The 13,551-nt window shown below is 61.4% G+C and carries 11 protein-coding genes, 1 tRNA gene and 1 pseudogene; 6 read left to right on the top strand and 7 right to left on the bottom strand.

Going from position 1 to position 13,551, the window contains the following annotated elements:
- Positions 1-753 (top strand): annotated as a pseudogene (gene radC / locus CO676_RS25985) (DNA repair protein RadC); the annotation flags it as partial.
- 33 nt (positions 754-786) lie between these two features.
- Here the strand turns inward: radC and CO676_RS25980 are convergent.
- Entirely contained in the window at positions 787-1,848 is a 1,062-nt protein-coding gene (locus tag CO676_RS25980) for a magnesium and cobalt transport protein CorA (RefSeq protein WP_097523195.1), read from the bottom strand.
- A gap of 189 nt (positions 1,849-2,037) precedes the next feature.
- Here CO676_RS25980 and sthA point away from each other — a divergent pair, with 189 nt between their 5' ends.
- Positions 2,038-3,441 carry a Si-specific NAD(P)(+) transhydrogenase gene (gene sthA, locus CO676_RS25975; protein ID WP_097523194.1) on the top strand — a complete coding sequence of 468 codons (1,404 nt, stop codon included), beginning with the start codon at positions 2,038-2,040 and terminating at the stop codon, positions 3,439-3,441.
- A gap of 117 nt (positions 3,442-3,558) precedes the next feature.
- On the opposite strand, the gene tig is transcribed toward sthA, so the two are convergent.
- A complete protein-coding gene (gene tig, locus CO676_RS25970; RefSeq protein WP_014764284.1) occupies positions 3,559-5,034 on the bottom strand; it encodes a trigger factor in 1,476 nt (491 codons plus the stop codon).
- A gap of 545 nt (positions 5,035-5,579) precedes the next feature.
- Here tig and CO676_RS25965 point away from each other — a divergent pair.
- From CO676_RS25965 to trmFO, 4 genes are all read left to right on the top strand, one after another.
- Positions 5,580-5,662, top strand: a tRNA-Leu gene (locus tag CO676_RS25965).
- Between the two features lie 902 nt (positions 5,663-6,564).
- Positions 6,565-6,708: a DUF1127 domain-containing protein gene (locus CO676_RS25955; RefSeq protein ID WP_014328243.1), complete on the top strand. Its 144-nt coding sequence runs from the start codon at positions 6,565-6,567 to the stop codon at positions 6,706-6,708.
- Positions 6,709-7,111: 403 nt separating this feature from the next.
- Positions 7,112-7,255 carry a DUF1127 domain-containing protein gene (locus tag CO676_RS25950; RefSeq protein ID WP_014764283.1) on the top strand — a complete coding sequence of 48 codons (144 nt, stop codon included), beginning with the start codon at positions 7,112-7,114 and terminating at the stop codon, positions 7,253-7,255.
- An 86-nt stretch (positions 7,256-7,341) separates the two neighbouring features.
- Positions 7,342-8,763 carry a methylenetetrahydrofolate--tRNA-(uracil(54)-C(5))-methyltransferase (FADH(2)-oxidizing) TrmFO gene (gene trmFO, locus CO676_RS25945; protein WP_097523193.1) on the top strand — a complete coding sequence of 474 codons (1,422 nt, stop codon included), beginning with the start codon at positions 7,342-7,344 and terminating at the stop codon, positions 8,761-8,763.
- 5 nt (positions 8,764-8,768) lie between these two features.
- On the opposite strand, the gene CO676_RS25940 is transcribed toward trmFO, so the two are convergent.
- From CO676_RS25940 to yajC, 5 genes are all read right to left on the bottom strand, one after another.
- Entirely contained in the window at positions 8,769-9,233 is a 465-nt protein-coding gene (locus CO676_RS25940) for a hypothetical protein (RefSeq protein WP_097523212.1), read from the bottom strand.
- Between the two features lie 99 nt (positions 9,234-9,332).
- Positions 9,333-10,172, bottom strand: coding sequence for a phytoene/squalene synthase family protein (locus CO676_RS25935; protein ID WP_097523192.1), 840 nt, complete (start codon positions 10,170-10,172; stop codon positions 9,333-9,335).
- Positions 10,173-10,195: 23 nt separating this feature from the next.
- Positions 10,196-10,582: an Mth938-like domain-containing protein gene (locus CO676_RS25930; protein ID WP_179875648.1), complete on the bottom strand. Its 387-nt coding sequence runs from the start codon at positions 10,580-10,582 to the stop codon at positions 10,196-10,198.
- Between the two features lie 2 nt (positions 10,583-10,584).
- Positions 10,585-13,152 carry a protein translocase subunit SecDF gene (gene secDF, locus CO676_RS25925; protein WP_097523191.1) on the bottom strand — a complete coding sequence of 856 codons (2,568 nt, stop codon included), beginning with the start codon at positions 13,150-13,152 and terminating at the stop codon, positions 10,585-10,587.
- A gap of 49 nt (positions 13,153-13,201) precedes the next feature.
- Complete coding sequence (gene yajC / locus CO676_RS25920; protein WP_014764277.1) at positions 13,202-13,534, bottom strand: preprotein translocase subunit YajC; 333 nt, start codon at positions 13,532-13,534, stop codon at positions 13,202-13,204.
- Positions 13,535-13,551 lie beyond the last annotated feature (17 nt).

Genomic DNA, 13,551 nt, shown 5'->3' with positions numbered 1-13,551 from the left:
GATCCCGCCGACGAACGGCAGTTCTTCGCTCAGCGGAAGACGCGCAAGCTCGACAAGGCGCCGACGCTTGGCGGCACCGCCGAGGCGCACTATCACGGCCATCGGGATCGGCTACGGATTCGCTATCGGGAACAGGGCGATGCGGCGCTCGCAGACTACGAGATCCTCGAACTCATTCTGTTCCGCCTCATACCCCGCCGCGACACGAAGCCGATCGCCAAGGACCTTCTTGCTCGCTTCGGCACGCTGGCCGGGGTTTTCGGCGCGCCGCAGCAGCTTTTGCAGGAGGTCAAGGGCATCGGCGAGTCCGTCGCGCTCGACCTGAAACTCGTCGCGACCGCAGCGCAACGGATGCTGAAGAGCGAGCTGCGCAACAAGCAGGTCCTCTCATCCTGGAGCGCCGTGATCGACTATTGTCACGCTGCAATGGCGCATGAAACGAAGGAACAGTTCCGCATCCTGTTTCTCGACAAATGCAACACGCTGATTGCCGACGAGGTGCAGCAGCAGGGAACCGTCGATCACACGCCCGTCTATCCGCGCGAGGTCGTCAAACGTGCGCTGGAGCTTTCCGCAACCGCCCTGATCCTGGTGCACAACCATCCGTCCGGCGATCCGACGCCGTCGCGCGCGGATATAGAAATGACGAAGCTGATCGCCGAGGCGGCCAAGCCGCTCGGCATCACGGTCCACGACCACGTGATCATCGGCAAGGACGGACACGTCAGCATGAAGGGGCTGCGGCTGTTCTAAATAAGGCTCGCGCAGAACCGTTCCGGTTCCGAATCAAAGCCACCGCGCCCGTCGGAAGAACCGGTAAAGCGTCGCGCAGAGCCCAAAGATCACAGCCAATACGACGAAATAGCCATAACGGAACCGGAGCTCCGGCATGTCCTCGAAGTTCATGCCGTAAATCCCGGCGATTGCCGTGGGGACTGCCAGGATCGCCGCCCATGAGGCGAGCTTGCGCGAGATTTCCGTCTGCTCCGACTGACCGATCATCAGGCTTGCCTCGAAGGTAAAGGCCAACACTTCGCGGAGCGCGTCGATGTCCTCCTGCACGCGGCGAACGTGATCGGTGACGTCACGGAAGAGCGGCTGCATGGCCGCGTCCATGCCAGGCAGTTCGAGATGCTCGTGACGGCGGCAGACATCGACCAAAGGCACGACAGCATTGCGCAGTTTGAGCAGATTGCGGCGCATCAAATAGAGCCGCTCGACATCCGCCTTGTCCAGCCGTGAGCGCAACAGCCGATCCTCCAGTTCCTCAACCTCGCTGTGGATCGCCTCGACCACCGGCATGTAGTTATCAACGATGAAATCGAGGATCGAATAGAGAATGTAGTTTTCGCCATGGGCAAGCGCTCCCGGCGAGGATTCGCAGCGCTGCCTCACCGCCATATAGGACGTCGATGCACCGTGACGAACGGAGACGACATAGCCGCGCCCGACGAAGAGATGCGTCTCGCCGAAGGCGATCTCGTCATCGACCATATGAGCGGTTCGTGCCACGGCGAAGATCGCATCGCCGTAGATTTCAAGCTTCGGACGTTGATGCGCCTTGCCGGCATCCTCGATCGCCAGATCATGCAGGTCGAACTCCTCCTGCACTTGGCGCAGCAATTGCTGGTCCGGCTCGTGCAGGCCGATCCAAACGACGGCGTTCTCGCGATGTCGCCACCCTCCGGCCTCTTCGATCTCTATGTCGCGAACGCGCCGGCCGTTCTGATAGACGGCAGCCGCCACGACGCCGTGCCGATGGCTCGCCGTTCCTTCGACCGCTGGCGCGTCGCCATCGTGCACGGGTTGCGCACCGTTCGCTGCACCCTTCATCCACTCGAGCGCCATGCCTGACCATTCTCCCTTTCTCGCCGCCGAACGCAGGCAGCATAGCGATGTTTGGCATCGGACGCATCCAGAACAGATCGTTGCGGCATTGCTACTTCATCAAACCGTCCGATTGACGATATAGATGTCCGTTGCGCGAATTTTGCCGCATCGCAAAAACGATTCTCGCTTGGCTCAAGGGAAGCGTTCATGAACCAGTTCGATCTTATCGTCGTCGGCAGCGGTCCGGCCGGCCGCAGAGGCGCAATTCAGGCTGCCAAGCTCGGCAAGAGAGTGCTCGTCATCGAGCAGGGTAAACGTGTTGGCGGCGTCTCCGTCCACACCGGCACGATTCCATCCAAGACGCTGCGCGAAACGGCACTCAACCTCTCGGGCTGGCGCGAGCGCGGCTTCTACGGCCGTTCCTATCGGGTGAAGCAGGAGATCAGCGCCGAAGACTTGCGCCAGCGCCTGATCATCACGCTCAACCACGAGGTCGAGGTGTTGGAGCATCAATTTGCGCGAAACCGCGTCCAGCACATCCGTGGCAAAGCGAGCTTCGTCGGCCCGACCACGCTCGAGATCGTCAAGGATGACGGCGAGAGCATGCACGTTTCCGGCACCAGCATCCTGCTGGCCGTGGGCACGAAACCTCTCCGACCGGATTATATACCGTTCGACGGCAGGACCGTTCTCGATAGCGATGAGCTCCTCGAGATTCAGAATCTGCCGCGTTCGCTGGTGGTCATCGGCGCCGGCGTCGTCGGCATCGAATACGCCACTATCTTCAGCGCGCTCGATACGCAGGTGACGGTGATCGATCCCAAGACCACCATGCTCGACTTCATCGACAAGGAGATCGTCGAGGACTTCACCTATCAGCTCAGGGACCGCAACATGAAACTCAATCTCGGCCAGAAAGCCGAGAAGGTGGAGCGGCTCGATGATGGTAAGGTCATGCTTACCCTCGACAATGGCCGCAAGATCACGACGGAAATGGTCCTGTTCGCCGCCGGCCGCATGGGAGCAACCGATGCACTCAACCTCGCGGCTGCCGGTCTCGAAGCGGACAGCCGCGGGCGCCTGAAGGTCAATCCGGAAACATTCCAGACCGCCGTTCCGAACATCTATGCCGCAGGCGACGTGGTCGGCTTCCCGAGCCTCGCCTCGACCTCGATGGAACAGGGTCGCGTCGCAGCGCGCGTCGCTGTCGGCGCGATCGCCAAGGAGCCGCAAAAGTACTTCCCCTACGGCATCTATGCGGTGCCGGAAATCTCCACCTGCGGGCTTTGCGAAGAGGAAGTGAAGGATCGCGGCATCCCCTATGAGTGTGGCATCGCCCGGTTCCGCGAAACATCGCGCGGCCACATCATGGGGCTCGATGCGGGCCTCCTGAAGATGATCTTCTCGCTGAAGACCCGGCGCCTGCTCGGCGTGCACATCATCGGCGAAGGCGCCACCGAGCTCGTCCATATCGGCCAGGCGGTCCTGAACCTGAAGGGCACGGTCGAATATTTCGTCGAGAACACCTTCAACTACCCGACGCTTGCCGAGGCCTACAAGATCGCCGGGCTCGACGCCTGGAACCGTATGGGCGAGATCAAGGCGGTATAGGCGCAATCCCTTCGGTTCCCGCAAGTCAGGCCGCCGGTTTCGGCGGCCTTTTACTTTCTCGCAAATGAGAAAGGCCGCCCGGAGGCGGCCTCTTTTAAAGTATTCGGGAAAGCTCGATTACTCGGCGCCTTCGTCCGCAGCCTTCTTCTTGGCAGGAGCCTTCTTCTTCGGAGCTGCTGCTTCTTCGCCTTCGGCAGCTTCCGCTTTGGCAGCCGCCTTCTTCTTGGCGGGAGCCTTCTTTGCCGGCTTATCCTCGGCTTCGTCCTCAGCCATCAGCTCGTCCTTGGAGACGGTCTTGTCGGTCACCGAGACTTCCGACAGCAGGTGATCGACGACCTTCTCTTCGAAGAGCGGGGCGCGCAGCGAAGCGGCGGCACCGGGGGTGTTCTTGAAGTAGTCGAGGATCTGCTTTTCCTGGCCGGGGAACTGACGCAGCTGCTCAAACAGCGAGCGCTGCATTTCGTCATCGCTCACCTGGACGCCGGCCTTCTCGCCGATTTCAGAGAGAACGAGGCCGAGGCGGACGCGGCGCTCAGCGAGCTTGCGGTACTCGGCGCGAGCTTCCTCTTCCGTCGTGTCCTCATCGGCGAAGGTCTTGCCGGCCTGCTCGAGGTCGGTGTTGATCTGGCGCCAGATGTTCTCGAATTCGGCGTCGACGAGCCGCTCCGGCGTCTCGAACTGGTAGAGCTCGTCGAGCTGGTCGAGCAGCTGGCGCTTGACCTTCTGGCGGGTGACCGAGCCGTACTGGCCTTCGATCTGGCCACGGACGATTTCCTTCAGCTTGTCGACCGATTCGAGCCCGAGCTTCGTTGCCAGTTCGTCGTTGATTTCGATCGGCGCGGCGCCGGCGACATCCTTCACGGTGATGTCGAAGGTTGCTTCCTTGCCAGCGAGATTGGCGGCCGGATAGTCAGCCGGGAAGGTGACCGTAATCGTCTTCTCGTCGCCAGCCTTGGCACCGACGAGCTGTTCTTCGAAGCCAGGAATGAACCGGTTGGAGCCGAGAACCAGTTCGGCGTCCTCGTCCTTGCCGCCGTCGAAGGCGACTTCGTCCACCTTGCCGAGATAGTCGATGGTGACACGGTCGCCGTTGGCTGCCTTGCCCTTCTTCGATTCATAGGTGCGCGCGCTTTCGGCGATGCGCAGGATCTGCTCGTTGACTTCGTCCTCGCTGATGTCAACGACTTCGCGGGTCACCTTGATGCCGGTCGCATCTTTGAGTTCGATCGCCGGGATGATCTCGTAGGCGAGCGTGAACTCGAAATCGGCTTCAGCCTTAAGGATCTTGTCGGCTTCGGCCTCGTCCTCGGTCATGGCGACTTCAGGCTGGGTAGCCGACTTCTCGCCGCGGCCCGTGAGGATTTCGGTCGGCTTTTCGCGAACGATCTCGTTGACGAGTTCGGCCATGATCGACTTGCCGTAGACCTTTTTCAGATGCGCGACCGGCACCTTGCCGGGACGGAAGCCGTTGATGCGGACACGGTCCTTCACGTCGGCCAGACGCTCGTTCATCCGAGCTTCCATTTCACCGGCCGGGATTACGACCTTGAGTTCGCGCTTCAGCCCTTGAGCGAGCGTTTCGATAACCTGCATGTTCAAACCTTCACTTCACGTTGACAGTGCTCTTGCCCCGAAAGGTGTGGCGAGCACTTGAGCCGATCCATTTGCCGGGAGTGGCTTTACGCAATTCCGCAACCGTTTTGCAAGCAAAATGGCATTTTGCCCGCCCTCCTCACCGTCGAATACCGACATGCGGCCGCGATATTGTCCCGGTTTGATCGGCAAGACATGAACGTTCTCGCCTCGCCGCACCAGGGCCAATTCATCGCCACGCAATGTCCAGCTACCAGAGGACAGTGAACTCAATCACTTAGCCGCGATCGCCACGTCACTTTCGACAGGGCGTCACGGAGTCATGGCACATTTCGCGGTGTCACGGGCGCCAAATACACCCGATAACCGCCGAATGGCAAGCATTTCCGGTGCCGGAGCCGTGGAGTTCTTGGCTGCGCCGGCGGGGGCACATACCGGCCAAGGGGCAATCGGCGCGCCCTGCTCGGAGCCGTCGCCCCTGCCTTCATCCAAGACTTGCCAAAATGCCTGTCATTGTTCTACAGGCTTCGCGAGTACCCTCCGTTGCCCGGTTGGTGGAATTGGTAGACACACTTGGTTTAGGTCCAAGCGCGAGAGCATGGGGGTTCGAGTCCCTCACCGGGCACCATCGTCCCCCCCCCGCCGTACAAGTACGTGATTCCCGCGACGCTGCGGCGTCGATGTCGTGAAACGGCCAATGGTTTTTCGGCAAAGGCCTATTTGCGCGAGACGCACATCTTCCATGCCGATATCGCACTGCACAAGTCCGCGCGGCCGCCTTATATTCCACACATCAAAGCGGCGACGGCGGTGAAGTGCCAAAGCAGCCCGCGAATTGGTCGCCGCCCGGACTTCCGGAAAGACCCGAGCCGACAGCTCGACGGAATTCGAAACAGCACATTCCTCCTCCCATCGCTGTTTCGATAGGATTGGCAACTTTCCTCCTCCCGGTTGCCAATCACCTTAATGACGCCCGCCGGACCTCCTCCCCCGGCGGGCGCTTTTTATTGCACCTGCGAAGCAACCATCACGCTTCCGGAGCTACCCGGGCGAAGTTGCCCAGTATTGAAGCACTTCAGCTAAAGCGGGCCCTCCAGCCATGCAGCAGGCGCATATGTGCCATTCCACAGTGTCCCTATACAAATTAGGGGTGCGAGCCTATCTTCAGATCATCGGTCGGCAGCGCACTCCTCCTCCCAGCGCTCCCGATACGGATTGGCGACACTCCTCCTCCCAGTTGCCAATCAGAACAGGCAACGCCCGCTGGATCTCCTCCCCCAGCGGGCGTTGTTTTTTGTTCTAGTCAGCCAGCATTCCGACCTGTTCTGCTCCATCCGGGGCGGTTTCGAGGTGCGCACCGGTCCAATAAAAGACTGGGCTAACGGCCGGCGGAGGATTGCAAAACCTGCATGGGTGCGATGCAGCATCGTCTCTGTTTTCGGCGCGCAAATCGATTATATTCAGAGCCATAAGATGATGGCCAGCAAGAGAGATAGAGCGCTGGCAAACGACCCTGAAAGGAATAGGATCATGAACCTCGCACGTTCTTTCAATAACTGGCGCAAGTATCGTCAGACCTGCAGCGAGCTCGGCCGCATGAGCGACCGCGAGCTGAACGATCTCGGCATCGGCCGCTCTGACATTCCCTACGTTGCCCGCCAGGCAGTCAAGTAATCCACTAGACAAGCACTGGTTCAAAACGCCCTCCGGCACTCGCCGGCGGGCGTTTTTCTTTGCAGACATCGCCAAAATCGGGTGGCGAAACCGCACCTTGTTCGCGCCTGCGAAATCCCCGCCCACGGCCCCCTTTAGGGTGCCCCTGCTAGCGAAACAGTTGGCAGCCGGAAAACTCCGGCGAAACAATACCCTATGCAGCCTAGGCGCCCTTTACGTCCGCCCCGTGGTGTGATGCATTTTCGGGCTCGCTCATGCCCTTGCTCATCAAATCAGCGACGCAGTGCACAAATGCATAGCAGATGCATTTTCTTTGCACTCCATCTCCCAATTAGACAAGCGTATAAGAACCTCAACGACGCAGACAAATCACTGTCGCGCCCAACCGATCTGAGGAACGACCATGAACCCCATTCGCATTGCAAAGAGCTGGATCAATTACCGCCGCACTGTCGCCGAGCTCGGCGGCCTCTCGAACCACGCGCTGAGCGACATCGGCATCACCCGCTACGATATCCGCAACATCGCGGCTCGCTCCTTCCGTTAATCGGAACGGAGCCTGGACTTCAAAGACGGCGCCCACGGGCGCCGTTTTTGTTGGAAGCACGGAATGGCTGTGGTAGGAAGCCGCGCATGAACAAGACTACCTCCCCCTATTCGCCCATTCACGTCATCGGCGGCGGGCTTGCCGGCTCGGAAGCTGCCTGGCAGATCGCCGAGGCGGGCGTGCCGGTCATTCTGCATGAGATGCGCGGCGTGCGCGGCACGGACGCGCACAAGACCGATGGTCTCGCCGAACTCGTCTGCTCCAACTCCTTCCGCTCCGACGATGCCGCCAGCAATGCCGTCGGCGTGCTGCATGCGGAAATGCGCCTAGCGGGCTCGCTGATCATGCAGGCCGCCGATCGCCACCAGGTGCCCGCCGGCGGCGCGCTTGCCGTCGATCGGGACGGCTTCTCGCAGGCGGTCAGCGCCCGGATCGAAAGCCACCCGCTGATCTCGATCGTTCGCGAGGAAATCGGCGATCTGCCGCCCAAGGAATGGGACCTCGCGATCGTCGCCACCGGTCCGTTGACCGCCCCCGCTCTCGCCGAGGCGATCCGCCACGAAACCGGCGCCGACGCGCTCGCCTTCTTCGATGCCATAGCGCCGATCGTCTACACCGAGACGATCGACATGGATGTGTGCTGGTACCAGTCGCGCTACGACAAGGTCGGTCCCGGCGGCACGGGCAAGGACTATATCAACTGCCCGATGACGCAGGAGCAGTACAACGCCTTCGTCGATGCGCTGATCGACAGCGACAAGACCGGCTTCAAGGAATGGGAAGGCACGCCCTATTTCGACGGCTGCCTGCCGATCGAGGTGATGGCGGAACGCGGCCGTGAAACGCTGCGTCACGGCCCGATGAAGCCGATGGGGCTGACAAATGCCCACAATCCCTCGGTCAAGCCTTACGCCGTCGTGCAACTGCGCCAGGACAATGCGCTGGGCACGCTCTACAACATGGTGGGCTTCCAGACCAAACTGAAATACGGCGCCCAGACGGAAGTCTTCCGGATGATCCCGGGCCTCGAGAACGCCGAATTCGCAAGGCTCGGCGGCCTGCACCGAAACACCTATATCAACTCGCCGATCCTGCTGGATCGTTCGCTGACGCTGAAATCCCGCCCGGGTCTGCGCTTCGCCGGCCAGATCACCGGCTGCGAGGGTTACGTTGAAAGTGCCAGCATCGGGCTTCTCGCCGGACGGTTTGCCGCTGCCGAACGCAAGGGCGAAGCGCCATCGCTGCCGCCCGCCACGACCGCCTTCGGCGCGCTCCTCAATCACATCACCGGCGGGCACATCGTTTCCGACGACGAGCCCGGCAAGCGCTCGTTCCAGCCGATGAACATCAATTTCGGCCTGTTTCCGCCGTTGGAGCCGGGTGCGCTCACCAGGCCCGAGGGTGCCAAGCGCTTCCGCGGCAAGGAAAAGGCGCTTGCCAAGAAGCAGGCGACCGCGGCACGGGCGCTAAAGGACTGCGCCGACTGGCTGGCGCACGAAGCCGCCTGACGGCTTCAGTCGATCGTCTGCACCGCGACTCTCCCATCCACCGGTGCGTCGATCCCGGTTTTTGGGTTGAAGCTGCCGAGCAGCCACAGCGACACCTCGGCCGCCTCGGCAGCGGTGCGAAATTCGAAGTTATTGTCCAGATAGGCGAAATCCGGGAAATGCACGATGAGCCCATGCCCGCTTTCGGAGCTGTTCACCCGCAATTTCCCGGGCTGAATGACATGGCAAACATAATGCGTGCCGTGAGATTGGATGAAGCCGGCCTTGCCGTCGTGCAGACGGAGGAAGATGGCCTTGCCATCGGTGGTCGAATGCAGCGCCCGGATCGCCTCCTCCGGAAAAGCGCGGCCAAACTCGACCATCGCCGAACCGGTGTCGGGATTGCTGGCGTCGCTTTCAGCGCGCGCATTCATCCAGACATAAAACGCACCGACGAACACAATCAGAGCGATAAGTATCAACCAGAGCATCATCCGTCCCTTTCGGACGAGAGGTATTTATAAGGCCTAACCTCTATCGCTCGAGGCTTGCGCCAGCTTGGACAGAAACGCGACCGGCAGGGATTGCCGTCAGAAACGCCGGCGGCGGCCGGCCCGCCACATCCGCCATTGACGCTGCCACTGGGGCGGTTGGATCGAGTGCCGGAGGATCCGAGCGCCGGCGGCCTCGGCGCGCTCGAAAATCGGCTCGGCAAGAGCGACGGGAACGAAGGCAGAGAAATTTTGCGGAGAGATTGAACTCAAACCGCTGCGCGCCTTGGCGAGATGATCCCGGCCGAGCCCGCAGAAGGCGCGGACGGCCCGGCCGATCGCCGCCTCGTCGCGGCCGCCGAGCAGCATTTCCCTGTCGAGCCCGGTCGCCCGCAGGAGATCGGCGGGAAAATAGACCTGACCCCGCCGAGAATGGATCGGCAGGAGCAGCAACAGCCCGGCGATCGTTTGAGCAACGCCGGCATGCCCTGCTGCATCCGCCGATTTCGCGGCATTCGCCGGGTCGAGTATCAGTGAGGCAAGCTGAATGAGTGCCGACGCCGTTTCGCCGGCATAGCCTTCCAGCGCCGTCGTGTCCTCCATCGGATCGTCGTAAAGATCGAAAATCCGCGCGTCGAGCATGTTCTGTAGAACGCCAACGGGCAGACGATGCTCGTCAATGCAGCCGAGCAACGCCTCCGCCAGCGGGTGGCCCTCACCGCCCGATCGGTTTTCCAGGAGGTCACGCCACCATTGCAGCCGAATTTCGCCAGGGAGCGGCTCGTGTATCATGTCGCGGACACGGCCAATCTCGGCGTGGAAGGCGTAGAGACAGGCAAGCGAACGCCGCTTTTCCGGCGGGGCGAGCAGGCATGCAAGATAGCGATCGCGATCGGTGTCCCGCAGAGTCGCGAGGATCTGGGCATCGGGCTCTTGCACGCTGGGATTCCTTCGATACTCGATCAGACCGCAATCAGTGCTGCAGCGACGGCGCGTGATTCTGCCAGCATGACGTTGTAGGTGCGGACCGCTGCGCCGGTATTCATCGGATCGGACGAAATGTTGGCGGCTTTCAGTGCTGCTTTCAGATCTGCCGGCAAGGGCCTGATTTCACGACCGGTACCGACGAGCAGGACTTCGATCTCCTGGGCCTCATCCAGGACGCGCCGGAATTTGTCAGTCGTCAAAGGGTCGCCCTCGGCGACGTCCCAGGCATAGATGCCGGATGGCAGCATCAGCACCGAGCCGACGTGCGACATGTCGGCGAAGCGAAAGCCGCCATTGCCGTAGGCGTCGATCGGCGCACGTCCGGGGAAGTGCGCTTCACGCATTTCTATACCTTTTGTCATAATCAAGCCGCACCCGTTGCTGTGTCATGCGGGCTCGTACCGCGTCCTCCCAACGCCCCGCCGAGGCGATTGTTTCGGCGGTTGAAGAGAATGAGAACCGGCCCAGCGATGTAGATCGATGAAATCGTCCCGATAACCACGCCGAAGAGCAGCGTCGCGCTGAAGGACTGCACGAGACGACTTTCGCCGAACAGGTAAAGCGCAACGAGGGCCAGTGCCGTCGTCATTGCGGTGAGGATGGTACGCGACAGGGTCTGGTTGATCGATGCGTCGATCAAAACCGAAAGCGGCATCCGCTGATAGCGCGTCAGGTTCTCCCGAACGCGGTCGTAGATCACCATCGTGTCGTTTAGCGAATAGCAGACGATCGTCAGAAGAGCGGCGAGGCTCGCGAGGTTAAATTCTATGCCGGCCACCACGAGGAAGCCCATGGTCAACAGCACATCGTGAAGCGTGGTGATGACGGCGCCGGCAGCGAACTTCCAATCGAAGCGGAACCAGACATACAAGATGATGGCGAGTATCGCCGCTGCGACGGCGAGGGTTCCTGCGCGCGTCAGTTCTCCGGAAACCGCGGGGCCGACGACTTCGACACGCCGGAAGCTGTAGTCATCTTCGAGTTCGGCGCGAACCAGCCCCATCGCAGTCTGGTCTGCATTGTCGCCGGCTTCCTGCGAAGGGATACGCAGCAGGATATCCCGCACCGAGCCAAGTTCCTGGATATGGACCTCTGCGAGGTTCAGCCCGTCAAGGCGGGCGCGGAGGTCCGCGACGTTGGCAGCGCCTGCCTTCGACCGCAGTTCCAAGAGAGAACCACCCTTGAAGTCGGCACCCATGTTGAGGCCAAGGCTCGCCAATAGGACGAGCGAGGCAAGCGAGAGAGACGCCATCAGCACGAAGACCGGATTGCGGAGGGCCATGAATCGGATATCGGCCTCAGCAAAGAAGCCTGTACGGATGCCCCTCGGCAGATGTTTCGGCCGGCGGCGGCGATACCAACCGCGGATAAGCCGGCGCGTGAGGCTGTGCGCCGTCAGGATGGTCGTCACGCTGCCGATCGCAAGCGTCGCCGCAAACCCTCTTATGGCTCCTGTACCTAGAAAGAAGAGTATGGCGCCCGCGATCAGCATGGTCAGGTTCGCGTCGACTATGCTTCTCAATACGCGCGAAAAACCGTTGTCGAGGGCTTTGCGCAAGGGTTCGCTGCTGTTGCGCACCTCTTCTCGCAGTCGTTCGTAGATGAGCACGTTCGAATCGACCGCGACCCCGATGGTGAGAATGATCCCGGCGATCCCCGGCAAGGTCAGCGTTATGCCGAGGAGCGACAGTACTGCGACGATGAGCACGACGTTGACGATGACCGCAGCCACCGCGACAAGGCCGAAGAAGCCGTAGAAGCCGATCATGCAAGCGGCGACAGCGGCTGCCGCGACCAGCCCGGCTTTGAGGCCGTTTGCGATGGCATCCGTTCCGACTTCCGGACCGACGGTGCGCTCTTCGATCACTGTCAGCGAGACGGGAAGCGGCCCGGCTCTTAGCAATGCGGCGAGATTTGCCGCTCCCTCCTCGGACAAATCGCCGGAGAGCCGAGCCATATCGCCTTCGATGACGTCCCCAAGCGCCGGTGTCGAGATCACTTGTCCGTCGAGTACGATGGCGAATTGTCGCCGGGAAGCGGATTGCGACAGCGATACGAGCCGTTGGGATGCATCGGCCGCCAGCTTGATATCGACCACGGGCTCGCGGGTCTCATCAAGCCCGGGTAGCGCATCGGTAAAGTCTTGGGCAGAAGCGAACGCCCGCCTTTCGACGAGATAGGGAACCGGCGGATCGTCTAGCGAATAGAGAATTTCCGATGCGGCTGGTGGCCGCGTGTCGAGCGCCTGCTGCGGCGGCATCGATGGATCGAGCCACCGGAAGGCGACATTGCCGCGCTGGCCCAGGAGATCCTTGAGCCGTTGCGGGTCGTCCAAGCCGGGTATCTGGATGCTCAAGCGGTCGCTGCCGCGACGCCGGATCACCGGCTCCACGGCCACCACCTCCCCGACGCGGCGGCGCACCACTTCGATCGACTGGGTGAGCGCTGCAGACAGTCGGAAATCAATCCCCTCGTCCGTCAGTCGAAGCCGAAGCGGCTCCACCGCGGTGGTCTCGTCAGCCACCAATTCCCGGATCGGGCTTCCGTCCTGCTCAGGCGCTTCAACCGGCGCGGTGAGTGCGCTGAGCGCCTGGCGCGCAGCCACCGCCTTCGCCGCATCGCGCAGCCGAAACTGGATTTGCTGACCACTGCCGGAAAGGCCCGTATAGCCGATGTCGGCATCCCTCAGCGCCTGGGCAATCGCCGCAATCGTGGCTTCCAGCCGCTCGACGACGATGCTGTTGCGGTCGATTTTGAGGACGATGTCGGATCCGCCCTGCAGGTCGAGGCCGAGCGGCACCTGCCGATGCGGTAGCCATGTTGGCCACCCGGCAAGCTGCTCTCTCGGAACGATGTTCGGCAAAGCAAATGCAAAGCCGGCCAGAACGACCAGCCAGATCAGGGTGTTCTTCAACGGCGAGAGTGTGGGCATGCCTCGAAATGCTCCATCGCCAGGCCCGGCCGGTCGTGGCAGCCGAGCTTTATTCCTTGACAGGCTCACCCTTCACCCGAACTTCGGAAACGCCGCTGCGAATCACGCGGACCTTGGTCCCTTCGGCAATCTCCACTTCCAGTTCCGAATCGTCGACGACCTTCGTCACCTTGCCGACGATACCGCCGCCGGTAACGACCTGATCGCCGCGGCGGATGTTCTTCAAGAGCTCTTCGCGACGCTTCATCTGCGCACGCTGTGGGCGAATGATCAGGAAGTACATGACGACGAAGATCAGGATGAACGGCAGGATGGACATCAAAATGTCGGTCCCGCCGGCGGCGGGGGCGGCAGTCTGCGCAAAAGCTTCGGTAATGAACATCGATCACTCCTTGAGTT

Origin of the sequence: Sinorhizobium sp. BJ1, from assembly GCF_002531555.1 — a bacterium.
In the GTDB taxonomy this organism is placed as follows: Bacteria; Pseudomonadota; Alphaproteobacteria; order Rhizobiales; family Rhizobiaceae; genus Sinorhizobium; species Sinorhizobium fredii_B.
The sequence above is the reverse complement of the archived record's forward strand: the minus strand, read 5'-3'. Positions and strand labels throughout refer to the sequence as shown.

Bases quoted from the DNA above. Each gene is read 5' to 3' on its own strand.
- CO676_RS25955 (WP_014328243.1), top strand. From the start codon at position 6,565: ATGAACCTCGCACGTTCTTTCAATAACTGGCGCAAGTATCGTCAGACC.
- secDF (WP_097523191.1), bottom strand. From the start codon at position 13,152: ATGCCCACACTCTCGCCGTTGAAGAACACCCTGATCTGGCTGGTCGTT.
- CO676_RS25940 (WP_097523212.1), bottom strand. From the start codon at position 9,233: ATGCTCTGGTTGATACTTATCGCTCTGATTGTGTTCGTCGGTGCGTTT.
- trmFO (WP_097523193.1), top strand. From the start codon at position 7,342: ATGAACAAGACTACCTCCCCCTATTCGCCCATTCACGTCATCGGCGGC.
- yajC (WP_014764277.1), bottom strand. From the start codon at position 13,534: ATGTTCATTACCGAAGCTTTTGCGCAGACTGCCGCCCCCGCCGCCGGC.
- sthA (WP_097523194.1), top strand. From the start codon at position 2,038: ATGAACCAGTTCGATCTTATCGTCGTCGGCAGCGGTCCGGCCGGCCGC.
- CO676_RS25930 (WP_179875648.1), bottom strand. From the start codon at position 10,582: ATGACAAAAGGTATAGAAATGCGTGAAGCGCACTTCCCCGGACGTGCG.
- CO676_RS25980 (WP_097523195.1), bottom strand. From the start codon at position 1,848: ATGGCGCTCGAGTGGATGAAGGGTGCAGCGAACGGTGCGCAACCCGTG.
- tig (WP_014764284.1), bottom strand. From the start codon at position 5,034: ATGCAGGTTATCGAAACGCTCGCTCAAGGGCTGAAGCGCGAACTCAAG.
- CO676_RS25950 (WP_014764283.1), top strand. From the start codon at position 7,112: ATGAACCCCATTCGCATTGCAAAGAGCTGGATCAATTACCGCCGCACT.